At 52.9% G+C, this 24,395-nt stretch carries 27 protein-coding genes, 2 tRNA genes and 1 pseudogene; 19 read left to right on the top strand and 11 right to left on the bottom strand.

Going from position 1 to position 24,395, the window contains the following annotated elements; all coding sequences use genetic code 11:
* The first annotated feature begins 13 nt into the window (after positions 1-13).
* Both D5085_02695 and D5085_02700 read left to right on the top strand, forming a co-directional pair.
* Positions 14-89 (top strand) — tRNA-Asn (locus tag D5085_02695).
* A gap of 316 nt (positions 90-405) precedes the next feature.
* Positions 406-756, top strand: a pseudogene (locus D5085_02700) (hypothetical protein).
* A 452-nt stretch (positions 757-1,208) separates the two neighbouring features.
* Here the strand turns inward: D5085_02700 and D5085_02705 are convergent.
* Both D5085_02705 and D5085_02710 read right to left on the bottom strand, forming a co-directional pair.
* Positions 1,209-2,258: an IS3 family transposase gene (locus D5085_02705; protein ID QEP42141.1), complete on the bottom strand. Its 1,050-nt coding sequence runs from the start codon at positions 2,256-2,258 to the stop codon at positions 1,209-1,211.
* Positions 2,255-2,659, bottom strand: a complete 405-nt coding sequence (locus D5085_02710; protein QEP42142.1) for a hypothetical protein — start codon at positions 2,657-2,659, stop codon at positions 2,255-2,257. The genes D5085_02705 and D5085_02710 overlap by 4 nt, the downstream gene beginning before the upstream one ends.
* Before the next feature lie 120 nt (positions 2,660-2,779).
* Here D5085_02710 and D5085_02715 point away from each other — a divergent pair, with 120 nt between their 5' ends.
* The 17 genes from D5085_02715 (at position 2,780) to D5085_02795 (ending at position 11,277) form a co-directional block, all read left to right on the top strand.
* A complete protein-coding gene (locus D5085_02715; GenBank protein ID QEP42143.1) occupies positions 2,780-2,980 on the top strand; it encodes a hypothetical protein in 201 nt (66 codons plus the stop codon).
* Between the two features lie 43 nt (positions 2,981-3,023).
* Complete coding sequence (locus tag D5085_02720) at positions 3,024-3,212, top strand: hypothetical protein (protein QEP42144.1); 189 nt, start codon at positions 3,024-3,026, stop codon at positions 3,210-3,212.
* Positions 3,199-3,465: a type II toxin-antitoxin system RelE/ParE family toxin gene (locus tag D5085_02725; GenBank protein ID QEP42145.1), complete on the top strand. Its 267-nt coding sequence runs from the start codon at positions 3,199-3,201 to the stop codon at positions 3,463-3,465. Before D5085_02720 ends, D5085_02725 begins: the two co-directional genes overlap by 14 nt.
* A gap of 16 nt (positions 3,466-3,481) precedes the next feature.
* The gene (locus D5085_02730) at positions 3,482-3,712 is read left to right on the top strand and encodes a DUF1902 domain-containing protein (protein ID QEP42146.1); all 231 of its coding nucleotides are present in this window, start codon (positions 3,482-3,484) and stop codon (positions 3,710-3,712) included.
* Positions 3,712-3,909, top strand: coding sequence for a type II toxin-antitoxin system HicA family toxin (locus tag D5085_02735; protein ID QEP42147.1), 198 nt, complete (start codon positions 3,712-3,714; stop codon positions 3,907-3,909). The genes D5085_02730 and D5085_02735 overlap by 1 nt, the downstream gene beginning before the upstream one ends.
* 105 nt (positions 3,910-4,014) lie before the next feature.
* A complete protein-coding gene (locus D5085_02740) occupies positions 4,015-4,671 on the top strand; it encodes a hypothetical protein (protein ID QEP42148.1) in 657 nt (218 codons plus the stop codon).
* Between the two features lie 129 nt (positions 4,672-4,800).
* Entirely contained in the window at positions 4,801-4,998 is a 198-nt protein-coding gene (locus tag D5085_02745) for a DNA-binding protein (GenBank protein ID QEP42149.1), read from the top strand.
* Positions 4,995-5,582, top strand: coding sequence for a hypothetical protein (locus D5085_02750; GenBank protein ID QEP42150.1), 588 nt, complete (start codon positions 4,995-4,997; stop codon positions 5,580-5,582). Before D5085_02745 ends, D5085_02750 begins: the two co-directional genes overlap by 4 nt.
* The gene (locus D5085_02755) at positions 5,579-5,833 is read left to right on the top strand and encodes a hypothetical protein (protein QEP42151.1); all 255 of its coding nucleotides are present in this window, start codon (positions 5,579-5,581) and stop codon (positions 5,831-5,833) included. The genes D5085_02750 and D5085_02755 overlap by 4 nt, the downstream gene beginning before the upstream one ends.
* On the top strand, positions 5,826-6,014 hold the full coding sequence (locus tag D5085_02760) for a hypothetical protein (GenBank protein ID QEP42152.1): 189 nt from the start codon (positions 5,826-5,828) through the stop codon (positions 6,012-6,014). Before D5085_02755 ends, D5085_02760 begins: the two co-directional genes overlap by 8 nt.
* Before the next feature lie 3 nt (positions 6,015-6,017).
* Positions 6,018-6,281 carry a hypothetical protein gene (locus tag D5085_02765; protein QEP42153.1) on the top strand — a complete coding sequence of 88 codons (264 nt, stop codon included), beginning with the start codon at positions 6,018-6,020 and terminating at the stop codon, positions 6,279-6,281.
* Positions 6,278-6,706: a DNA primase gene (locus D5085_02770; protein QEP42154.1), complete on the top strand. Its 429-nt coding sequence runs from the start codon at positions 6,278-6,280 to the stop codon at positions 6,704-6,706. Before D5085_02765 ends, D5085_02770 begins: the two co-directional genes overlap by 4 nt.
* Positions 6,707-6,709: 3 nt before the next feature.
* The gene (locus D5085_02775; GenBank protein QEP42155.1) at positions 6,710-8,461 is read left to right on the top strand and encodes a DUF3987 domain-containing protein; all 1,752 of its coding nucleotides are present in this window, start codon (positions 6,710-6,712) and stop codon (positions 8,459-8,461) included.
* 224 nt (positions 8,462-8,685) lie between these two features.
* Entirely contained in the window at positions 8,686-9,018 is a 333-nt protein-coding gene (locus D5085_02780; GenBank protein ID QEP42156.1) for a hypothetical protein, read from the top strand.
* The gene (locus D5085_02785) at positions 9,015-10,343 is read left to right on the top strand and encodes a DEAD/DEAH box helicase (GenBank protein ID QEP42157.1); all 1,329 of its coding nucleotides are present in this window, start codon (positions 9,015-9,017) and stop codon (positions 10,341-10,343) included. The genes D5085_02780 and D5085_02785 overlap by 4 nt, the downstream gene beginning before the upstream one ends.
* Before the next feature lie 14 nt (positions 10,344-10,357).
* Entirely contained in the window at positions 10,358-10,822 is a 465-nt protein-coding gene (locus D5085_02790) for a hypothetical protein (GenBank protein ID QEP42158.1), read from the top strand.
* 41 nt (positions 10,823-10,863) lie between these two features.
* On the top strand, positions 10,864-11,277 hold the full coding sequence (locus tag D5085_02795) for a hypothetical protein (protein QEP42159.1): 414 nt from the start codon (positions 10,864-10,866) through the stop codon (positions 11,275-11,277).
* A gap of 134 nt (positions 11,278-11,411) precedes the next feature.
* Here D5085_02795 and D5085_02800 read toward each other — a convergent pair.
* The 9 genes from D5085_02800 to ettA all read right to left on the bottom strand — a co-directional run bounded on the left by D5085_02800 (position 11,412) and on the right by ettA (position 24,303).
* A tRNA-Arg gene (locus D5085_02800) sits at positions 11,412-11,488 on the bottom strand.
* A 68-nt stretch (positions 11,489-11,556) separates the two neighbouring features.
* Positions 11,557-11,928, bottom strand: coding sequence for an HNH nuclease family protein (locus D5085_02805; protein ID QEP42160.1), 372 nt, complete (start codon positions 11,926-11,928; stop codon positions 11,557-11,559).
* 39 nt (positions 11,929-11,967) lie between these two features.
* Positions 11,968-13,095, bottom strand: a complete 1,128-nt coding sequence (locus tag D5085_02810; protein ID QEP42161.1) for a 6-phosphofructokinase — start codon at positions 13,093-13,095, stop codon at positions 11,968-11,970.
* Between the two features lie 22 nt (positions 13,096-13,117).
* Entirely contained in the window at positions 13,118-14,242 is a 1,125-nt protein-coding gene (locus tag D5085_02815) for a glutamate 5-kinase (protein QEP42162.1), read from the bottom strand.
* On the bottom strand, positions 14,235-15,266 hold the full coding sequence (gene obgE / locus D5085_02820) for a GTPase ObgE (protein ID QEP42163.1): 1,032 nt from the start codon (positions 15,264-15,266) through the stop codon (positions 14,235-14,237). The genes D5085_02815 and obgE overlap by 8 nt, the downstream gene beginning before the upstream one ends.
* A gap of 72 nt (positions 15,267-15,338) precedes the next feature.
* Entirely contained in the window at positions 15,339-18,815 is a 3,477-nt protein-coding gene (locus tag D5085_02825) for a response regulator (GenBank protein ID QEP42164.1), read from the bottom strand.
* A gap of 24 nt (positions 18,816-18,839) precedes the next feature.
* Positions 18,840-20,207 (bottom strand): phosphate regulon sensor histidine kinase PhoR, encoded by a 1,368-nt coding sequence (gene phoR, locus D5085_02830; protein ID QEP42165.1) that lies wholly within the window; start codon positions 20,205-20,207, stop codon positions 18,840-18,842.
* A 26-nt stretch (positions 20,208-20,233) separates the two neighbouring features.
* A complete protein-coding gene (locus D5085_02835; GenBank protein ID QEP42166.1) occupies positions 20,234-22,636 on the bottom strand; it encodes an ATP-binding protein in 2,403 nt (800 codons plus the stop codon).
* 2 nt (positions 22,637-22,638) lie between these two features.
* Positions 22,639-24,303, bottom strand: coding sequence for an energy-dependent translational throttle protein EttA (gene ettA / locus D5085_02840; GenBank protein QEP42167.1), 1,665 nt, complete (start codon positions 24,301-24,303; stop codon positions 22,639-22,641).
* Positions 24,304-24,395 lie beyond the last annotated feature (92 nt).

Here is a 24,395-nt window from a genome sequence, read left to right on the forward strand (position 1 = left end):
CTTTACAAGCCACTCCCCCTTAGTTCAGTTGGTAGAACACCGGACTGTTAATCCGTATGTCGCTGGTTCGAGTCCAGCAGGGGGAGCCAATTTCTTAATCTGATTCAGTGACTTACTGACAGTGATTTTCCTCCTGTTACTAAAACTGAGTTAGTGTGATAGCCGAGTGTGATAAAGTTGCAGTAGAGCTTTCGAAGGCGGCAACTCGATCTGTGCTCTTCTTGCTGCAGTTAAAAAACTGCGTCTGACGCTTCCTATTCGCTTCCCTTTTTCGTTACAAAATACCCACGGCGATGCCGGACAGTTAGCCCCTCGCCCTCCTCATTTTTTTGGCGAAGGTATTGATTTAGATGATAAAGTAAATAAAAACGAAATCAAATGGGTTTCTTTTAATAAGGGTGGAGAAAATAGAAAGCGTTTGAGTGCTTAGTCTATCTACATCGCTACAACGAAGGCACCCTGTCGATTATGCGTACCGAATATGTCACCCCGCTACTCGGTAAATACAGCCACCAACTACAAAACTACCAAACCCAACTGGATCAAGCCGACACCACCAGCGAAAAGAGCCGTATTAAAAAGCTCATCACCGCACTAGAGAAGAAGCAGATTGAACTTAACGCCTTTGACGACAACCTCAAACACTACGCCGATAGGCGCATTAGCCTTGATCTCGATGATGGGGTTAAGGTGAACTACGGTAAGTTTGGTAATCTATTGGCGGAGGTGAAGGCGGTGCATGGAAAAGCTGTGTAACTATGTCGTATCAAAAAGGCAACAACGGGGAGATGGTCTCATGAACCAGATACAGTTAGAGCTACCGGAAGAGGCATTAGCCCTGCCAGGGGTACGGAAGCTGTCAAGCAATTTGAGACCAGTTGTTAAAAAAATAAAGCTCTAAATCTAGCCGGTGATTGCCACTGCCCTCACCGGTAAATTTCGCCTATGTTGAGTCATGACGCAACAAGGAGCGAACATGACCCTCATGGCCCTTTGCCGCAAGAGCCAAGCCCTTCAGCAAGGGGGAGCTGCAAGGCGAACTGCAACCCCTAATCTAGGAACCTCCCTCCTGCACCGCGTTACCCACAGCCCGCCCCCCTACGATAATAAGGGGGTCTCCGGGGGGCGGGCTATGGATAACGCTCTGTCATTCAGCCACCACAACCGGCTAAAGCCATCGACGATAGACCCACTAGCGGCACCGTCACTCATCTCTCCTTCGCTCTATTCAGGGTTGGATAGTTGACCTCCAGCGACCCCACCCCCTCCTCCGGTAGAGCGGGGTTAATCCATACCTCAGTAGGGGGTTGCTTAACCTTGGGCTCACCATGAATAAAGCGTTTCGGATGCTGCTGATAGGCCTGCTTCAGCGCCTGTTCACGCTGCTCGCTAACCTCCTTGTAACGACCGGTAAATACCTGCTCTGGAGTGAACCACGCAATCCCTCGATGGTGGTGGTGGAAACAGTACCAGTCAACATAGTCACTAAACCATATTCTGGCATGGTCAACTCCTGTCAATCGTTGAGGATAATCGGGTTGTTGCTTGAGTGTTTTAAATTGACTCTCGCTAAACGGATTGTCGTTACTGACTCGTGGACGGCTGTGGGAGCAGGTGATCCCCAGTTCGGCCATCAAGTCGAGATAGCCTCTGGCGGTCATCGGCACACCTCTATCCTGATGCAGTGTTAAGCCACTGAGCGCGACCCGATAGCGAGCCGCTGCGTCACTGATTAACAGCTTGGAGAGCTCACTATTCTCCTTCCTTGAGACCATCCAAGCCACAATAAAACGGCTGTAGAGATCCATCACCACATAGAGATTCAAGAAGTTACCCTGCTCTGTGGTGGGAAGCTTAGTGATATCCCATGTCCAAACATCATTCGGGCGGGTCGCCCGTAATCGGGGGATAGCGTGTGATTTGGCCGGTTTTTGAGCTCGCCGCTCTCCCGTCTGTTGATTAGCACGAAGGATCCGATACATCGTACTGATTGAACAGTAATATTTCCCTTCATCCAGCAGGCTAGCATAGATCTCTGCCGGAGGTTGGTCATAGAATCGTTCGCTGTTCAAAAGCCCCAGAACGGCTTGCCTCTCTGCCTCACTCAGCGCATTGGCTGCGACGGGTCTTGGAAGGCTCGCTCGGGGGGAGACAACCGGAGCCTGTCGGCGGTAGTAGCCTGCACGCGAGAGCGCTAGGCTATCGCAAGCGGCTCTTATGCTCACCGAACTGGGGCACTCTTTTTCAACTAATCTCATAAGCTTATCTCTGTGTTCATCTGCTCCAATAAGCTGAAGGCTTTTTTTTGGAGCGCAATCACCCCTTCGGTCTGCTGTAACCGTTGGCTAAGACGCTGAATTTCCTTCTTTAAACGCTCTATCTCCTTATCTCGCTTGTCTAGGCTCGGTTTGCGACCACTCTGTTTCCCTTTCAGGCCAGCCTGCCCCTGTGCTTGCAGTTGTCGGCGCCATTTGGTCAGATGGGAGCTGTAGATCTGCTCTTTGCGCAGCAGCTCGCCTAGCTGACCCGGCTCCTTGCACTGCTCTGCTTCTGCTAGGATCCGAAGCTTCTCTTCCTCACTAAATTTGCGGTAGGAGCGCTTCTCTTCATCGGGGTCGGTAACCTCGTTGGAGGGTAAAACGGTAGTATCTTTGGGCATCGTGTATCTCCTCTGTTGCCCCCCCTGATTCTACATTCATTTCTCATCAGGGGTGGTCTCAGGGTATCTTGACACTCAGGGGGGGTGCCATTCAGCCCCCACGATTTAAGGCGCACATTTATGACGATTGCAGCAGCGGCCAATGTGGGCGACTACATTATTAAGCGGCTGGTTAACCACACCACCGACAACGATGTCACCGGCGGCTATATCCGAACCGAAATGGAAACCTTACGCGAGGCCACAGAGAAAATCAGCGCCTACATTATGGCGAGAGTGAACCCCGGCGCTAATGTGGTGCAAATCCACCAGAGAGGCTAAAATGGTTACTGAATACTCCCCATAACACAGAAGAGGCGCAACCATGCAGTCACAACCGCAATTTATCATTAACGCAGCAGGCGAAAGAGTGTCGGTTATTCTCTCCATTGAGGATTACGAAGAACTGCTGGAGGATTTGGAAGATTTGGCCGCAATAGCTGACCAAAAAGGAGAGCCCACGATTCCCCATGAAGAAGTGATTGCAGAGTTAAAAGCCAATGGCCTTTTATAGCCTTTGCTGGCACAACCGAGCCAAAAGGGAGTTAAAGAGACTCCCGAAAGCCGATATAGCCAAAATTATCACCACAATAAATGCATTACAAATCAACCCACTCCCTAACGGTCACAAGAAACTAACTGGCAGAGAGAATAACTATCGAATCAGGCAAGGCAATTACCGCATTATTTACACCTTCGAAAACCAGCAACTAATTATTGAGATTATCCGGGTTGCGCACCGCAGAGAGGTTTACCGCAACCTGTAACTATAGAGGTACAACCATGCAGACAGAGCTCGAAATAATCATAGTGGAAGTGACCAAGCATAACGGCACATGGGTAGCCGAGTGCGATCAGCTTGGCATCGTTACCGAAGCGGAAAGCTACAACGGTTTAGTGACTAGGTTCATGGAGGTTGCGCCAGAAATGGCAGAACTGAACAGCTTGCCATTTGACCCGGCAACGACCCAGATTCGGTTTGAACATCAAACCACTATGGCTCAGGTTGCTTAATGGCCGTAACGCTTTACAAGCAACTGGTAGCCCTACTGCTGGCGCATGGCTGCACTTTTGTAAGGCAGGGCAAAGGTAGCCATGAGATATGGCAAAGCCCGTTATCAGAAAAGCGATTCACCGTACCAACCACGATCAAAGCCAAGCCAACCGCCAACGCCATACTTAAACAGGCAGGAGTGCGGCAAAGAATTTAACCGAGTTTGATAGCGTCTAGGGTAGCTCCCGAAAGCGGTTTCCTTCACCGTTGACGCTATCACCTATTTTTGAAGGAGCAACGCCTTTGAAGGAGAGTGTTACCAATGATCACCAAACTAATCAGGGATTGCTATCCCATCAATGAAGCCGCTGAACTTATCGGTATTTCAGTTGAAGATTTGATTCATATTGTAAGCGTCAGAAAGCTGCCGGTTTCTGTTTTGTTAATAAAGCAGCTTGTTACCGAACCAGTCACTTTTGGCGAAATGGAATCTACCGCACATAAGACGACAGGCAAATATTATCTTTTGCGCAGCGACTTGACAGTGTTTGATTTATTGTATCTTTCTGGAGAGCCAGTACTTAGAGTGTGTCGTCACCCCTCAGAAGAAGATACTTGGCCGCTTTCCGTGGTGCACAAAGAAAATTCTGCCAACAATCTAACATTCGATAACGCTAAATTTGTGCTTGATAAGGCTGATGTAGAGCAGTTAATTGTTGAGTTTGCGACCGATAAACCAACACCACAAGCAAAAGACACACTGCACCATAAAACTGAAGCCACATATATTAAAATAATCGCCACACTTATCGATCACGCAGAGGGTATAGATTGGCGAGACAGGGTAAGCGGCAAAGGTCATGCAGTAGCTGACTGGCTAATTGCAGACTATCCATTAAAGGATGGCAGCGCTATAGCAGACAAGGAGTTTTTGGCGGCTCTATTACTCAAAGCAAAAAATATACCACCAGCAAAATAGTCTATTCGGTAAAGGTTTACCGAATCGGTAAACCCCCTTTACCGAACAAATAAAAACACAACTCCCCGATACTACCAACAGGCACAGGGACAACCCTGTTAACCATTAAACCAGTTGAGAGAATCGAACATGAGTTACACCGATGCAGGCAGACGCCTATTAACTGAAATCGAAGCAGCCGACCGGCTGAACCTTCACCGCAACACATTAACCCGCTGGCGCATGGATGGCCGGAATCTGGCTTATATCAAAATCGGTAAAGCGGTTAGATATGACCCGGCAGAGATAGAGCGATTTATGCAGGCTAATCGAGTGGAGACAGCATGAAAGAAGCAACCCACCCGACCAGAACAGTCGAGCAGGCAGCAGCAGAACAGTGTTTCAATTATGCGGTTAAAACTGATGAATCACAACAACCGTTCGATTTTTCCGAATCGACACAGCGCCAGCGAGTAAGCTATGGTAATCGCGCTACCCCTCAACGGGTAGCCCGGTTTGGCGACCGGAATCTACAAAGGCGCACAGCGCCACAGACACAGCAGGGCGCTTTTTTTGTGCCTGCTGTTTGCTCTATGGCGGGGCGTTATGGGCACTCTCCGGAGTGGCCGGTTTCCTTTGTAGCCGGTTCGCCAACCCGTAATTGTCCCGCCTCTTTCTGTTTGGCGACAGATAAGGCGGTTAACTTCGATACAAAGGAGAACCGCACAATGCGAAACCCCGCCACACTAGCGCCTGAAAGACGGCGAACCATCAACCTAGCCGATCATGGCTTGACCGATTCAGCCACCATTGAGCGCGGATTGCTGGCGCTACTATTGGCCGAATTGGAACGGCAGCAGATACCCGTCACCGGCACCACGACCGGCAGCAGCGAACAGATCGCCTATGCTTTGGCAGGAGGTGCGGCATGAGCGCAATCGACAGCAGAGATACCCCTAAAACCGTCACCAAAAAGGCCATTATTGGCCGTATCAATCGCAAGCTCGCCAAGCATGGCGAGCGGCTGCGAGTTAACAGGAACCCTGTTTGGGTATGCAATTTAGGGCGCTATTACATCACCAACGACCGGACAAAAACCGTGGTGGAGAGTGATTGCGATCTTGTTGGGTATGCACGCGGAATGGCTTGTGTCAATTATGGCGAGGTGATCGGCGATGAGTAACACTATCGACAGCAGAGACGACAGCAGAGATCACGTACAGCGGCGTGTTAACCAATCGCGCGGATTGCTGGCACTATTAATGGCGGCTGACATTAAAGACGCGAACCCTGAAGCGATAGAATCGAGCCTGCTATTAGCTGATGAACTACTGGCCGAAGTACAGCAGATCATCGAGGGGTGAATCATGGAAACCATCACTTATACAGCGCCAAAAAAGCAGCAACGGCCACCGCTTTCGGTTCAGCAGCTCACAGTGTTACAGCTATTGCGCCAGCATGGAGAGCTGAACACGGCAGAGCTACAACATAAATTTGTGCTATCGCCGGGTAAAGTGGTATCGGTACTTAAAGCCAAAGGCTACCCCATTGTTACCCGATACCAGCAGTTAACCCCCGGTACTAAGCCAGTAGCGTTTCACCGGCTGAGTGATGAGGGTGGCACGCTATGATCGCTGAAAAACTACTCTCCCGGCTGGACGGCGTAAGGCGCAGCAGCAAGCCGGACTCATGGCTGGCAAAGTGCCCTGCACACGATGACAGATCCCCCTCCTTGGCGATAACCGAAACCAACGGCAAGGTTCTGATCCGCTGCTTTGCGGACTGCTCCCCCGATGAGATTGTCGGGGCGGTAGGGCTGGAGTTAAGCGATCTATTCCCTGAACCAGACTGGACGCAGTACCACCACCCAAGAGTGAGCGCAAAATTCCCTGCCAGCGAAGTATTGCAGGCGATTGTCAACGAGCTGGTTGTGGTTAAGCTAGCCCTTCTGGAACTGCACAACACCGGCGCGTTAAGCATGGAATCGCGCCAGCGGCTAAAGCCAGCGTTTAACCGAATCAGCGGCGCTCTACGGGCTTTAGGGCATGGAGGCTAACCAATGGATAACTCAGCAATCAGAAGCGCCGAAAAGGGCGCACATTGGCTTGATGAGCTATCAGGCATACCGGACGAGCAGCCACCGATACCGGCAGAGATAACCCAGATAAAGCAGCAACAGGCTCATGAGTGGCCTGCTCCGGGGGAGATTGGTGGCCGATGGGATCGGGGCGAGTTCCCTATTGACGCGCTACCTGAAACCATTAAGCAGGCCGTATTAGATCACCAGAAGGACAACAGGCAACCGCTACCGTTAATCGTTAGCTCTGCATTAGCGACCGTTTCTTTAGCGGTTCAGGGGCTAACTGATGTTGGGCGCGATAGAGAGAAAGGGTTATCGGGGCCGGTATCGCTTTTTTTTCTCACCATTGCCGAATCAGGCGAGCGTAAATCGAGAGCGGATAGCGCTTTTAATGAGGCGGTTAAGAATTGGGAAAAGGCCGAAATCAAAAACCGAATAGATGACCATAAGCGTCAAAAGTCAGCGCACGAAGTATGGCAAGCAAAGACCGCAGGCATTAAGAGCGATATTAAAAAGCTGGCAGGCAAGGCGGCGACTGCCGATGCAGACGCAGCGCAAAAGATAGAGGATATGCAGCAGGAGTTAGCCGCTCTTGATGTGAGCGAACCCAAGATAGACCCGTTACCCGATCTGTTTTACTCCGAAGGCACAGCAGAGGCGATTGCGGCGCATCTTGGGGAGGGGTGGCCAAGCGCCTCTGTATGCACTGCCGAGGGAGGTACGCTGATTGGCAGCCGGGCTATGAGTGCTGAATCTGCGATTGTCTTTATGGCGATGCTTAATGTGTTCTGGGATGGTGGCTCTTGGAAACCTCGAAGAAAGACCGTTAGCGCTCCCCCCGTTTCAGGGATAAGGCTCACCGCTTCAATTATGGTTCAGCGGCTGATCATGGATAAGCTGCTGGAGGCCGGTAGTCGTGAAATCGGTTTGCTGGCGCGGGCACTCATTACAGAGCCGGTATCGACAATGGGAACACGGTTTATCAAGGACAGGCCACCGTTGGCACCGGGTGATCTTGGCTTTAGCCGTTCTGGTGTGTTGAGCCAGTTTGAGAGCCGCATTGAGAACATACTAAAGCAACCGCTGAACACTAACGAGGCTGGCGAGCTGAATCTGCCGATCACATGGTTATCGCATGAAGCATGGCAAGTGTGGCGCAAGTACCACAACGACATCGAGCGCGAGCTGGCACCAATGGGTGAGCTGGCACTATTAAAAGACGCTGCATCAAAGTCTGCCGATAACGCAGCAAGAATCGCTGCCTGCTTACAGGTTTTTGAAACTGGCAACTATGGCAACGATACCGAAATCAGCGCCGACTATATGGAGCGCGGGTGCGTCATTGCCCGATGGTATCTGAACGAGGCGCTAGTCTTTTTCGGTAAAGGCTTTGAGCCAGAGGACGAGCGCAACGCAAAGCTGCTATCTCAATGGCTGGTTAATGAAGCACCCAACAAAAGCAGGGACGGCGAACCGATCATGGTTGATAGGAAGATGACATTAAGAAACATCTTATGGGTCGGGCCTCATTCACTCAGAAACACCAAGACGCGCGACGCTGCACTGGCGACTTTAGCTGATTCTGAGGTGTCGCACTTGCGACTTTTCAAAATCGGCAAACAAAAGTGGCTGGAGCTTAACCCGCAACTATTTGAAAATAAATCTGTTTATAAGCACGACTCCAAAAGTCGCAATGAGTCGCAACAGCTCCGCGACTCTTGGGGGAAATAGAATGAAAGCGGTAACTTTACTATTCAATGACTTATCAATTTTATTTTTCCCCAGTCGCAACTGTCGCAAAAGTCGCAACTGTCGCAATTCCCCTATAAAGGCATTTTCTGAGACTTATTTTATTTTATTTTTGAATATTCGGCACGGGTTATGGACTGAAAAACAAAAAGCGCTAACCGTTGCGACTTTTGCGACAGTTGCGACTTTTGGAGCATGGAGGCGATATGAGCTGGCATGATTGGGCTGAATACACACCACCAGACAGCCTAACCCCTGATGGTGCCCCCTTTGCCGCAGAGATCGTCCCTTTTGAGCCGATACCACAGCAGATTAAGCGGTTGCTGTCAGATTTGCCGCTACTGGCAGATGACAAGCGCTACATTGATGCTCAGTGCAAACGATTGGGGCTTAATAGCCAGAGGCGAGAGCTGCTGCTGCAACAGTACCGCCAGAAGTGGGAACAGGCCGCAGCGCTTGAGCCGATAGACTTCAGGCAGGATAACGCAAGCCGGAGAGCGGCTAACCTTTGGCTGCTGGATTTGGAGGCTGACAGATGAGGGCACTATTAACCGGCACTATCGAGCTGATTACCCCGCCACCAGAGATTGAACGGCTGGCGCGGCTAATCAACACCCACAAAAACCCAAAGTATCAGCAGGCCATCGAGCAGGGACGGCAGGCATGGCACATCGAGCCAGAGATTGAGGACTACGCGACAACCGACAATGGCGTGATATTACCGAGGGGCTGTTTGCATCACCTACCGATTGCCCCAGCAGAGATTGACGATCAGCGCCAGCGTTACCCTGTAACGATACCAGAGCCGACTTTCAGCCTGAGAGATTACCAAGTGGCGGTTATGCACCAGATTGGCGACCATGACAGCGGCGTGATAGTCGCCCCGACCGGCGCAGGCAAAACCACCATAGGAATAGCGTTAATCGCCACCAGAGGCCACAGAGCGCTAATTCTGGTACACACTAAAGAGCTGCTATCACAATGGCGTGACCGGCTGGCGCATGGCTTAGGGTTAGCACCAGAACAGATCGGCATCATTGGCGGCGGCAAGTGGCAGATCGGGGAAGTGGCGACAGTAGCCACCATTCAGACACTATCAAAGCGGCTGGACGGATTAACGGCTCTGCCCTTTGGCCTGATACTGGTTGACGAGTGCCACCACATAGCGGCGGGCACATTCGCCAAAGTGATCGACCGGCTACCGGCAAAATACCGCTATGGGCTATCGGCCACACCAGAGCGGCGGGACGGACTAAGGGAGATGGTTTATAACCACATTGGCGCAAAGCTGGCAGAGATCGAAAAAGCCGTAGTGGAATCGGCAGGCGGCATCATTCCGGCAGTGGTTAAAGTGTTCAAAACCGGATTTGACCCCGGACAGATTGAGAGCTGGGCAGAGTTTATTGACGCTATAACCCGATCAAGCGAGAGAAACAGATTAATTGCAGAGCTGGCTACCGGCGCAGCAGAGAAGATGCAAACCCTGATTCTAACCGATAGAGTGAGCCATGCTGAACTATTGGCAGAGCTAACCGGCGGGCTACTGCTACACGGCACACTGCCCAAGCAGCAGCGCATCGATGCCATGCAGGCCGCAGAGAGAGCGCCATTGACCATTGGCACGACTGGCCTGTTGGGTGAAGGCGTGGATATTAGCGGCTGGCAGGCTTTGATATTGGCGACACCGTTAAGCGGCAAAGGGCGGCTATTACAGGCTATAGGGCGCGTTATTCGACCGGCACAGGGTAAGCAGAAAGGTTTTATTGCGGACTTGGCAGACGATTGTGGCTTTGCTGGATCGAGCCTTAAAAAGCGGCTGACCGTTTACAGAGAACGAAATTACAGGGTTATCTATGAAAAGTAATAGAGGGGTAAAAAGTGGCTAAAATCAGCACATCGGCCAAACAGATCGCCACAGCCGAAACACGGGCGGCCGTTCTTAAATTACGGCTGGCCGGTAAAACATTAGCCGAAATCGGGCAAATTCTTGGTATATCGACCACAACCGCACACCGGCACATAAAAAAGACGCTGGCAGAGTACCGAAACCAGCAACAGGAGACGATTAGCGAACTTGTCACTTTGGAGCTGGCGCGGCTGGAACGGTTACAGGTAGCGATTTTTATTGAAGCGGCAGAAGGGAATCTAAAGGCTATCGACAGAGTGCTAAAGATCATGGAGCGCCGGGCAAAGCTAACCGGGCTAGATGCACCGGCTAAATCGTGCCACACTGACACCGAAGGCAATCACCAGCCGACAGGCGTGGCTATAATCCCGCCAATATTTGAGACACAGGAGCAGTGGCTGGAGGCCGTGAGGCAGCAGCAAAGCGGCAAAGTGTGAGCCTTTATTGATAGCAAAACGGCAGACAGGATCGGAGACACATGATTAAGACAGACAGAGAATTCACAGCAAGCGGGACGCGGGTCGTTGCAAACTTTATTGATAACGAGGCAGGCGGTACAAGGGTTTTTTTATATTACGAAATCCGAAACGGCATAATTGCTTTAGTAAATGCTGATATTCTACACGAAGACTGCATGAGGCCTGGGCACCATTTTCGCGTGGAGAGCTATTTTGAGTTAACCAACAGCGAGGTGCTGGTGCATTTGGAAGGAGGCGAGAGAGTATTAATAACCGACGGCGACTATTATTTTATAGAAAATTACGAGTCGCCAACATGGAATGACTATAAACAGGTGATTAGAGCAATAGACGAGCTGGTCGAGGAGACGGGCGGCTGGGATCACGCCATCGCTGAGGCGAAAAAGGCCATCGGCTCCCTTTTTGACGAGTAGCTGCCGAGAGAAAAGAAGGGGGCTATTGCGCCGAAAACTCCCTCAAACTCCCCTAAATTGCATTTGAACCTTAGCCCGGCCTTAGCCCGAAATTTTGGGTTAATTGTGCCGGTTCACTAAAGCATTGATTTATTTGGCGCGCCCGAGAGGATTCGAACCCCTGACCCACGGCTTAGAAGGCCGTTGCTCTATCCGACTGAGCTACGGGCACGATGTGATGACGGGCACTATTCTAATCGATTCAGCTCTCTGGCACAAAAGGGATTTGGTCTTAATGCGCTATTTTTTCTGCGCCAACATCGATTTAAGATCGGCGAAGGGGTTAAAGGTTGCCGGGCCGCTCGCCTCCCCCGCGAGGCTCACACCACCACTCCCCGCTTCGAGCTGTTTTTGGTGTTCGTTATCGTGGCAGTAGAGGCAGAGTAGCTCCCAGTTACTGCCGTCGGGCGGATTGTTGTCGTGGTTATGATCGCGGTGGTGTACCGTCAGCTGCGATAGGTTGGTGCGATCAAATTCACGGCTACAGCGACCGCAGATCCAAGGATACATTTTTAGCGCCTGTTCACGATACCCCTTCTGTCGCTCCTCCGCTTGACGCCGAGCATCAAGCACTACTCTATCTAATCTATCACTATCTATCGATTTAGCCATGTTACTGCTCTCTGTATTGCCTCAGTTGTATTCCCTCAGTTAGTCACCAAAACAGGTTCCAACCCGACGAGCACTCTCAATCCAAGGGTGGTCTATCGGGACAATCTTCTTCTCTCCGGCCACCTCCTCTAGCGCGACCGCTTCGGCTCGGTCACCACGGGCCGCCACCATCACCCCCCCAAGCCCTTGGTGAATATAGTCGCTACAGGCGGTGCCTAAACGGGTGGAGAGGAGTCGATCGGCCGCCGAGGGAGTCCCTCCCCGTTGCAAGTGGCCTAAAATAGTCACTCGCGCCTCTAGGCCGGTTAGCGATTCGAGCTGCTGCGCTACCCGCAGAGTGTGTTCGCCCATCCCCTCTTCGAGCGCGGCTAGCCACGCCTTGGCCTTTTTTCGCTCCGGTTTGGTGGCCGCGTCCTGCTTCTGCGCCTTTGCTTGTTGTAGTCGATGCTGCTCCTCTACCGACATCGCCCCCTCGGCGACCGCGACGATACTGAAGTTTTTACCGCTTTTGACCCGATCTAAAATCGCATCGGCGACGCTCTGAATGTGGTAGGGAATCTCGGGGAGGAGAATCACATCGGCTCCCCCAGCGATGCCCGAACCTAGCGTTAACCAACCGGCACGGTTACCCATCACTTCGACCACAATAATACGGTGGTGGCTATGGGCGGTGCTGTGGAGCCGATCAATCGCATCGGTCACAATCCCTAAGGCGGTGTCAAATCCGAAGGTGGTATCGGTGCCGGCGACATCATTATCGATGGTTTTGGGTAGGGTCAGCACTCGCAGCCCCTTGTGATGTAGCTGCAGCGCATTTTTTTGCGTCCCCCCGCCGCCAAGACAGACTAAGGCGTCGAGCCGATTCTGCTCATAGACCTCGACAATGGTATCGGTCATATCGACCGTTTTGCCCTCCAGTTGCATTCGGTGCGGTTTGTCGCGACTGGTGCCGAGAATAGTGCCGCCAAGGGTTAATATCCCCGATAAGTTACTGCTCTGCAGCGCTAGGGTGCGGTTCTCTATCAGGCCACGAAAGCCGTCACGAAAGCCGATAAGCTCCATTCCATAGCTACCACAGGCGCTCTTGCCGACCCCACGAATGGCGGCATTCAGACCCGGGCTGTCGCCACCGGCGGTTAAAATACCTACTCGATGCTGTTTGGTCACCCTGCTCTCCTGTTGTTTGTCGTCAAATTAGAACCATCTGATCACGATGAATTAACTCTGGTTCGTCAACATAACCGAGAATCGACCCAATGTCACCACTAGAGTGGCCGGCAATTTTGGCGGTCTCTTCGCTGCTATAGTTAATCAACCCCCGAGCAATCTCCTCTCCTGCTAGATTGAGACAAGCGACGATATCCCCCCGCTCAAATCGCCCCTCTACGGCGGTAACGCCAACGGGGAGCAAGCTGCGCCCCTCTCGTTGTAACACCCGCTCAGCCCCCTGATCGAGCCGTACCTGCCCTTTAACGCGCAGATGGCCTAGTAACCACTGCTTGCGAGCCGCTAACGGTTCGGTGTCGGGGATAAAGAGCGTCCCTGTCGATTCGCCGCGACGCAGTTTGAGCAGGATATCCTCCTCTCTCCCTGCGGCAATCACCGTTGCACTGCCGGAGCGGGAGGCGAGTCGCGCCGCTCGTACCTTAGTCAACATACCGCCCCGTCCGAGCGCACCGCCACTACCGGAAGCCATAATCTCTAGTTCGGGGGCGTTAACCGGCGTCTGTTCTATCAGTGTTGCTTCTTGATTTTGGCGCGGATCGGCACTAAACATCCCCGCCTGATCGGTCAAAATGACTAAAAGCTCCGCCTCAATTAGGTTAGCAACTAGAGCCGCGAGGGTATCGTTATCGCCAAAACGGATCTCATCGGTCACCACCGTGTCGTTTTCATTCACAATCGGCACCACCCCCATCTCTATCAGGGTACGCAGGGTCGAACGAGCATTGAGATAGCGCTCTCGGTTAGAGAGATCGTCGTGGGTTAACAATATTTGGGCAGTGTGGTAGCCATAGTGGTGAAAATTACTCTCATAGCACTGCACCAGTCCCATCTGCCCCACAGCCGCTGCCGCTTGTAAACGGTGGAGCGCTTTAGGGCGTTGAGTCAGCCCTAGACGGCGCATCCCCTCTGCGACCGCACCGGAGGAGACCAGGACTACCTCAAGCCCCTGTTGTCGCAGCGCCACTATCTGCTCGACCCAGATGGCGATACCCGCCTGATTTAATCCCTGACCATCGTTGGTTAAGAGGGCGCTGCCTATCTTGATAACCCAGCGCCGCTGCTGGGAGAGTTGAGAACGGTTAAACATCGGCCCCCTCAAGATCGCGCTGCTGCTCCAGATAGAGCATAATCGCGGCCATTAGCTCCCTTGTTCCCTCTTGCGCGAGCGCCGATAGTGGCCAGACTGGCCCCTGCCAACCGAGACTATCTACTAGCTGTTCACACACCGACTGGCGCTCTTCTGGTAACAGGAGATCGATCTTATTTAGAACTAGCCAGCGCGGTTTTTGCAACAGCTCATCGCTGTAGTGCTCTATCTCTCGTTCAATCGTCTGAAAGGCCGCGAGGGGAGAGCTACCATCGACAGGGGCCATATCGACCAGATGGAGCAGCAGTCCGGTACGCGATAGGTGGCGCAGAAACTGCATCCCAAGCCCGGCCCCCTCAGCAGCGCCATCGATAAGCCCGGGAATATCGGCCATCACAAAGCTGCGGTGCGCTTCAATGGAGATGACGCCTAAATTGGGATAGAGGGTGGTAAACGGATAGTCGGCCACTTTAGGGCGGGCGGCAGAGACGGCCCGAATGAGGGTCGATTTACCCGCATTAGGTAGCCCGAGTAGCCCGACATCGGCCAGCACTTTAAGCTCTAGCCGCAGCTGGCGCACTTCGCCCTCACTCCCCGGGGAGGATTGTCTTGGAGCGCGATTGGTGCTGCTCTTGTAGCGGGTATTGCCGAGGCCGTGAAACCCCCCTTGGGCAATCTTAATCGCCACCCCCTCGTCGATAAGGTCGGCTAGTAGCTCTTCACTCTCTTCATCATAGACTAAAGTGCCGATCGGCATCGGAATAGTTAAGTCATCTCCCCCCTTGCCGGTCTGATTACGCCCCCGCCCCGGTTGACCATTGTCTGCCCGAAACCGCTTTTGGTAGCGAAAATCGACTAGGGTATTGAGATTACTATCACCGACAACATAGATAGAGCCGCCATCGCCGCCATCGCCGCCATCGGGGCCGCCAAAAGGGATATACTTCTCCCGTCTAAAACTGACACAACCATTGCCGCCTTTACCGGCGGTGACGCTAATGGTCGCCTCATCTACAAATTTCATTGCCAATCCTAATCAGTGGGTGTAAAGGGGCGGCATATTACCAAACTCTTACCGGCGATAGCAGATCTGCTGCTACTTTCTCTCTACCCATTTAGCTAGGGTAATAAACATCTGTTCTGGATCAAACGGTTTGGGGATATGGTCACTCATGCCCACCGCTAGGACTCGGTCGATCTCCTGCTGCATAACATTGGCTGTCAAGGCGATCACCACCACCGAGTCCCACTGCCGCTGCTGCCGAATCCGCCGCGTCGCCTCGTAGCCATCCATCACCGGCATCTGGCAATCCATTAGGATAATATCGTACTTGCGCTGCTGCAGCTGGGTCAGCGCCTCGGCACCATTGGTGGCGCTATCGATAGCGATCCCCTCATCGGCAAAGATATCGTACACCAGCTCTCGGTTCATCTCATTATCCTCTACCAGTAAAATGGCCCGGTTTTGCAAGCGTTGCAGCGCCTCGTGTAGCTGCTGCTCCCGCTCCTGCTCGCCACTTAGCGGTGCCGGTTTCGACTCATCTGGTACCAATAGCCCCACTACGACATGAAAGGTTGAGCCCTTATCGGGTTCGCTCTCTACCCAAACCCGCCCCTGCATTAGCGCTGCCAGCCGCTGTACAATGGTCAGCCCTAGCCCCGAACCGCCATATTTACGGCTAGTGGAGCTCTCGGCTTGGGAGAATGACTGAAACAGCCGCTGTAGCTGCTCGGCCTCAATACCGATACCGTGATCCTCAATGGCAAAGTGGAGCCAAACTCGCTCATCCTGCGGCGGCTGCTCTGAGGCGATGTGGATAGTGACGGTATCGCCATCATGGCTGAACTTCACCGCATTCGAGACTAGGTTGGTCAAAATTTGGGTCAGCCGCAGCGGATCGCCGACATATCGAAACGACATCCTCGGCTCGATCTTAATCGCCAACATAATGCTACGCTCTTCGGCCTTAAATTTAACTAAATTGAGGGTATTCCCAATCACCTCATTGAGTTGAAAGCTCACCTGCTCTAGCTCCAGCTTGCCCGCCTCAATTTTGGAGAAGTCGAGAATATCGTTAATAATGCCGAGTAGATTCTCGGCCGAACTGTAGGTTTTACGAATATAGTTGGCTTGCCGTGGGGGAAGTCCGCTCTTGAGTGCGAGTCGGGTCATGCCGAGGATCGCCGTCATCGGGGTGCGAATTTCGTGGCTCATGCTGGCGAGAAAGTCCGATTTAGCGCGACTAGCCGCCTCAGCCTCCTCTTTGGCTAACCGTAACTCTTCGGTTCGTGCCTCTACCTCGCGCTGTAGATTTTGTTGATAGTTAACCCGTTCGGTGACATCTTCGTGCACAAAGATCGCCCCGACCACCGTCCCATTAACAATGAGCGGCGTCCCTTTGATGTTAAAGATGCGCGACTTGCCACCGGTAGTTAGCGGAAAGTTGACATCTTGTAGGTCAAGCGGCTCCCCTTGCAGTACTCTACGATAACTCTTTGCTAGGCCGGCGCTAACAACGGAGGGGTGTTGATCGATGCGATGCCCCAAATAGGCCCCCTTCGATTGGAGGTTGTTGCCGATATGGGAGATATGATACTGGTTAATTTCGGTAATCTTTCCCTGCTGATTCACCGTAATGAGCGAGGTCGGCACAATATCCAAAAAGGCCCGGTAGCGCTGCTCACTCTGGCGCAGCGCCATCTCCTGCTGCTTGCGTTCGGTAATATCTTGCACCGTACCGTTAGTTACCACGGGCTGCTCATTGTGGTTATAGCGAGTTATCCCCCGCTCATAAACATACTTCACTCGCCCGTCGGCCATGAGCAGCCGGTGTTCGATCTCATACGGACGGTGGAGGTCGAGCGAAGCGGTAAAGGCTTGATCTACCTGCTGTCGATCCTCGGGGTGAATCATCGCTAAAAAGGCCTCATACGAGGCGGTAAAGGCGGTCGGTTCGATCTCGAAAATGCGATAGATCTCCTCCGACCAACTCAGGTGACCAGTACGGTGCTCCAGCATCCAGCTACCGATTTTGGTCAACCGTTGCGCCTCATTGAGCTGGCTGACACTCTGCGACAGTGAGGCGTAAGCCTGCTTCACTTCGGTCACATCGACATTGGTTCCGACCAGTCGTTGCAGCTCGCCATGCTCGCTATAGAAGGCGATAAAGTTGGCCTCTATCCAACGCAGTTTACCGCTTTGGGTCTGAATCCGAAACACGCATCCGTGTGGGCTTTTACCACGGCTCGCATCGGTTAACGCCTCAAGGACAATATCGCGATCTTCCACCACCACAGAGCGCAGCCACTGCTGAAATGAGAGTCGATGGCGGGGCGGTTGGTAGTCGTAGATAAGGTTCATCCGCTCATCTAGGATCAGTTGTTGCTGTTGCAGATGGGTCTCCCAGATCCCGATTTGAGCCGCATCGGTTGCCAAGCTCATGCGCTCTAACGCGCTCTTTAGGCTAGTGTCGGTCTGTAGATAGTTGATAACAAACCCGAGCGTATCGGTGATCGCAACAATATAGCGCTCCTCCTCTACGCTCTGCCGGTGACCTACTGGTAGATAGAGGTTGAGCACCCCTATCACCCTATCACGATAGGAGATGGGGGCACAGTAGTGGCCATGGTCGCTCATCTGTTCTAGGCGAATCGGGTGGTGTTCATTCAGATGGCTAGCAAATACCACCCGTCCCTCAGCCGCCTGGCCGCAGAGACACTCCCCTATCTCGATCGTTTGGCAGCGCTGTTGCAGCTCTTCGCTAAGCTGGTGTTGCGCCACCATCTCCAGCTTGCCCGCAGCATTAAGTAGAAAGATAGCCCCCTTATGCTCTAGCTGGTAGTGGCCGAGAGATAAAATCTGTTGCAGCGCCTGAGATAATACCTGCTCTAGCGAATCTGAGCTAGTCGCTAGCCTTAACAGGGTCGAGGTGACCCCCTCACGCCATAGCTGATGCTGATAGCGGGAGGCCTGCTGTTCAGCCCCTTGGCGCAGATGTTTCTCCCGTAGCAGCGCCATAGTGCGCGAGGAGAGGGTGGCATACATCTTTAGGATCGCCTCAATGAGCTGCCGCATCGCTCCGTCCATCTGGCGATTGGTGAAGCGAATGGCCTCCTCTAGTCCCTCCCCCTGTTGTAACTGCTGTAGCATCAGCACCATCCGTTTATCGCTATCGAGAATATGAAACGCTAGCCAGTTGGTCAAAAACTCAACTAACTGTTGCATCCGCTCAAGTGAGGGGCACCGCTGCCTGCGCAGGTCGATGAGGGTGGTGGTAAAGTTTTGATGGGTCTGGAGGTGCTGCTGTAGCAGCTCGGTACCGCTATTGAAGTGGTGCTGCCAAATCGCCTCTTCGGTAGTAAAGTGGTAGAGGGCGTAGCGCTCTAGTTCGTCCAGTATCGAATCGACCTCAAACGCCTCGGTCGATTCGATGAGCGCTGCGGCGAGTTGGTTTAAGATCGAGACCAACACTTGGTGCTGTTGATCAATCGACTCTATCCCAATCTCAAAATTTTTATCCCAAGGAAAGAGTTCGAATAGGTCAGAGCGAGTCGCTGTCGCAATAGGTGCCATCAATGCAGGTTACTCCGCGCAAGATCAAGGGTCGTTAAGTTCAGCCAATGGAAACGCCTCTAAGCCATCCTCTTCACACAGATTAATCAATCTATCGGCAGAAAAGTGGCAGCTAAAGCAGCTCCCTTTACCCGGCTGGCTGCGAATTTTCAACTCAGCGCTATGGCGATTTAACACATGCTTTACAATCGCTAGCCCCAACCCCGTCCCCCCCAGCTCACGCGAACGGCCCACATCGACGCGAAAGAAGCGTTCGGTCAGACGCGGAATATGATCCGCCTCAATGCCGATACCGTTATCCTCTACCGAAAAGATAAGTCCTGTCTCGTAGTCGAGTTGGCAGTTGAGAATCACCACTCCATTTTCAGGAGTATAGCGAATCGCATTGGTAATTAGGTTATAAAACGCGCTAAATAGCTCCCGCTCACTCCCATAGAGGCAGTCGCAGTTGGTGACCGCCTTAATGAGCCGCAGCTCGATATTTTTGCTCTCGGCGAGCGGTAGCAGCGAGTCGTAGAGGTTTTCAACTAAGGGTAGTATGTCAACTAGATGTTCGTCGTAGGTTAACTGGTGGTTATCTAGCTGAGATAATAGCAGCAGATCATCGATAATATGCCCCATGCGCTGACTCTGCTGCCCCATTAACATTAACGCCTCGCGCCATGCGTAGAGTCTCTGGCCATCATCGGGTGCCGAGTCGGACATCGCCTCTAGGTAACCGTGAATCACGGTTAGCGGCGTGCGTAGTTCGTGCGAGACATTGGCGACAAAGTCTCGTCGCATCTGATCAAGTCGCTGGGCGTGGCTAATATCCTCCGCCATGAGTAGGGTCTGTCTTTTACTTAGTTTAAATAGCTGTATATTAAGGGTAAAGGCGCTATCGACTGGAGATTTAAGGATGACTGGCTCTTTAGGATCGGCCAGAAAATCGACAAAGTCAGGAGAGCGCAGAAAGTGTTCAATCGGTAGGCCGATATCGCTGTGCCGTATCCCTAGTAGCCGCATCGCCGCCTCGTTAAACCAGACGATGTTATGGTTGTTTTTAAGAATCACTAGCGCATTAGGAATCGCCTCAAAGATATGGTGGTAGCGGCGAGTCTGTTTTTGGAGCCGATTGATACTCCGTCGCTGCTTACGATAACTACGGCGCAGAAAGCTCATTAGCTCATCCCATACCCCCACTAGATCGGGAGGTTCGCTCGCCCGACTGTGGCGATACCAAGCGATAAGTAGCCGTAGCTGTTTATAGTGCCACCCCGAGAGCAGTAGCAGAGCCGCAAGGAGTGACCAAGCTAGCTCATCGACAATAAGGCCTATCACTACGAACAGAACCACTACCGGCAGATTTCGGCCCTTCAGTGGCCAGAGCAGTGAGGAGAGAAGAAGCCCCATACCTATACTATCGCCTTACCTCAACATTACCCACTCTCATGCAGCGACTGCTTTAGCTGCTGCAACCGTTGTAGCCGTGCTACCACTGCCCCATTGACCGATTTACGCTTGTAGTGGCCGTTACGATCCGCCTTGCCGGCAACGACGCCGGTCAGTAGCTCTAGCGCCTCATCGACATGGCTAATCGCATAGATCGCAAACTGCCCCGCTCGAACTGCCTCAATCACTTCGCTAGCTAGCATTAGATTTTTCACATTAGTCTTAGGAATAATGACGCCATGACTGGCTGTGAAACCTCGCTGCTGGCAGAGCCGAAAAAAGCCCTCAATCTTCTCATTCACCCCTCCAACTGGCTGCACTTGGCCAAACTGGTTCATCGAGCCGGTCATCGCTAACGACTGCTTAATAGGGTAACCGCTAATCGCTGAAATTAGCGCACACAGCTCCGCTACCGAGGCGCTATCGCCATCGAGCTCGCCATAGGACTGTTCAACGACTAGACTCCCCGAGATCGGTATCGGCCCTTCGGCCGCAAAACGGGCGGTTAAAAAGGAGCTTACGATCATCACCCCTTTGGTGTGAATCGATCCGGCTAGCTCGGTCTCGCGCTCAATATCGAGCACATTCCCTTCCCCCATGTGAACTGTCGCCGTAATTCGTGCCGGCTGACCAAAGCTATACTCACCGGTGGTTAAGACCGTTAAGGCGTTCACCTGCCCGACCGCCTCCCCTTCGGTATGAATGAGGGTATCACCGCGTAAAATCGACTCATCGAGATGCTCCTGCACTCGGGCCGCACGGTAGTAGCGCTGGGCTATCGCCTCCCGTACCGTCTCACGGCGAATCCGCTTTTTGCGCTGCCGTCTAGCCGAGTAGTCGGCCTCGCGCAGCAGATCGGCAATATTGCGCATGTGAATCGATATTTTTTGGCTATCTTCCACCATGCGCGAGGCGTAATCGACTAGTTCGGCAATGCCGCTAGCATCGATGGTCAATAACTCCTCCTTGCGCACGACTGAGGCGATCAGCCGCGCTAACAGCATCACATTATCGCCATTGCGGGGTAGATCCTCTTCAAAATCGACCTGTACTCGAAACAGCTCCTCAAATTCGGGATCGTAGTTAAAGAGCTGGTAGTAGAGCTGGCGATCCCCTAGCAAAATCACCTTCAGTTGTAGCTCAATCGCCTCCGGATCGAGCGAGACGGTGGTATTGACGCTTAGCATCTGATCGGGGGACTCAATTTTAATCTGATTGCTATTGAGCGCCCGTTTGAGCCCCTCCCAAGCGTAGGGGTTGGAGAGTAGCTTATGGGCATCAATGAGTAGATACCCTCCATTCGCTTGGTGCAGCGCCCCCGGTTTGAGCAGGGTAAAGTCGGTTAAAAGATTGCCCATCTGTGCCTGATACTCTATCTTGCCGACTAAATTGGTAAAGGTCGGGTTATCAAGGTAGATAACCGGTGCGCCATCTAGGTCAGTATGGTGGAGCAGATTATTGACTTTATAGCGGTTTAACAGCCGCTTACGCCGCGCCTCAGGCGACTCTTCGTCTCCCCCCTCTTCGCTAATAAACTCACCGATTCGCTCTAAAACATCCGCCTGCACTGCGTCAAGATGGCGCAAAATATCGGGCCATCGCCTATAGCGCTTGTGGAGCCGCTGTAGCAGTCGAGCGATGGTCTGCTCTGCCATCTGTCGATTGAGCGCCACTATCCGCTCGCGTGCCTCCCGCTGCCACTCCGGTAGCTGTTGTAGTACCCCCTGCAGATCGTTTTGTAGCGTATCGATGGTGCGTTCGACCCGCTGCTGCTGCTTTTGGGGCAGTTCGGCAAACCGTTCGGGGGTGAGGACTTCATCCTCTTTCACCGGCGCAAAGGCGAAGCCGCTAGGGGTGCGAAACAGCCGCACTCCCTCAGCATCGGCTTGGGCCGAAATGGCATCAAAGGCACGCTCCTGCTCCTTTTGTAGTTCACCTTCTAACTGCTCTAGCTGCTCTCGGTAGCCGCTGCTCTCAAACAGTGCCGGCAGAGAGCTCCCTAAATCGGTGGCAAATTGGGCCATGTCAGCGGCAAATGTCGCCCCCATGCCGTGGCGCAGCCGCAGTGCTTTGGGTTTGTGAATCTGCTCAAAGTTATAGACATAGCACCAGTCGGTGGGCTTGGACTGTTTGGGGGCGACTTGGGAGAGGTAGCGGCGAATCACTGAGTGTTTACCCATACCGGTCGGCCCCATCAGGTAGAGATTAAACCCTTTGTGTTTCATCCCGACGCCAAACTCTATCGCCCCCATCGCCCGCCGCTGCCCGACTACCTCGATTAACTCCTCCAGCTCGTCGGAGTTTTTAAACGGCAGTTTAGCCGCGTTGCAATGGCGGGCGAGCTGCTCTGGCAATAGCGCTAGTGCAGCGACTGTATCGGTCACTGCCATTCTTAGGCCAGCGGTTTATATTTAATGCGGTGGGGTGTGTCGGCGGCATCCCCTAGCCTGCGTTTGCGATCCTCTTCGTAGTCGGCATAGTTCCCTTCAAACCAGACCACCTGTGAGTCGCCCTCAAAGGCGAGGATGTGGGTGGCGATTCGATCTAAAAACCAGCGATCATGCGAAATAACGACCACACAGCCGGGGAAGGCTAAGATGGCATCCTCCAGCGCCCGCAGTGTCTCGATGTCGAGATCGTTGGTTGGCTCATCGAGTAGCAGTAGATTGCCACCCTGCTTTAACAGCTTGGCTAGATGGAGCCGATTGCGCTCGCCCCCAGAGAGATCGCCGACCCGTTTCTGTTGATCATTGCCCTTAAAGTTAAAGCGGCTGATATAGGCGCGGGAGTTGAGGGTGTAGTTGCCGACAGTGACTAGATCGAGGCCATCGGAGAGCTCCTCCCACACCGTTTTTTTGGCATCCAGATCGTCCCGAGACTGATCGACATAGGCCAGTTGAACCGTCTCCCCCATGCGCAGCTCACCGCTATCGGGCTGCTCTACTCCCGCTAACATTTTAAATAGGGTCGATTTGCCAGCACCATTAGGCCCAATCACGCCGACAATACCGCCACGGGGCAGAGTAAAACTCAAGTTATCGATCAGTAGTCGATCACCAAACGATTTACGAATCGCATTTGCCTCGATCACCAGCTCCCCTAGCCGCTCACCGGGGGGGATATAGAGCTCATTGGTTTCGTTACGCTTTTGGTAGTCGCTAGAGGCTATCTCTTCGTAGCGAGCGAGCCGCGCCTTCGATTTAGCGTGACGCCCTTTAGGGTTAGAGCGCACCCACTCTAGCTCCTGCTTCATGGTACGAATACGCGCCTGCTCCTGCCGCTGCTCCTGCTCTAACCGTGCCTCCTTCTGCGCTAGCCAAGAGGAGTAGTTCCCCTCCCACGGAATACCGCGCCCTCTATCGAGCTCTAAAATCCAGCCGGCGACATTATCGAGGAAGTAGCGATCGTGGGTAATCGCTACCACCGTGCCGTTATAGTCGTGCAAAAAACGCTCTAGCCAAGCGACCGATTCGGCATCGAGGTGGTTGGTCGGCTCATCAAGCAGCAACATATCCGGTTTAGAGAGCAGCAGCTTGCACAGCGCCACTCGCCGCCGCTCCCCTCCAGAGAGCTTAGTCACATCGGCCTCCCACGGCGGCAGTCGCAGCGCATCGGCGGCAATCTCTAGTGTTCTTTCAATGTTGTGGCCATCGGTCGCCTGAATAAGATTCTCTAGTTTAGCCTGCTCTGCCGCTAGGGCATCAAAATCGGCCTCGGGTTCGGCATAGGCGGCATAGATCTCATCGAGGCGTTTCATCGCTTCGGTCACCTCCCCTAGCGCCTCCTCAACATTACCGCGCACATCCTTATCGGGGTCAAGCTGCGGCTCCTGCGGTAGATAGCCAACCTGAATCCCTTTTTGCGGCCTCGCTTCACCCTCAATGTCGCTATCGACGCCCGCCATAATTCGCAACAGGGTCGATTTACCGGCGCCGTTGAGCCCTAAAATGCCGATTTTGGCACCGGGAAAGAATGAGAGTGAAATATCTTTTAAAATCTCCCGCTTAGGCGGAACAATTTTACCCACCCGATTCATGGTATAGATGTATTGAGCCATAACTTCTCCGTAGTTGTAACACGAACCGCGCCATTCTACCCGAAAACGGAACCAATCCGAATATTTTACAACCGCCTAGCGGATGATAAATT

Source organism: Ectothiorhodospiraceae bacterium BW-2 (genome assembly GCA_008375315.1).
Classification (GTDB): Bacteria; Pseudomonadota; Gammaproteobacteria; order Thiohalomonadales; family Thiohalomonadaceae; genus BW-2.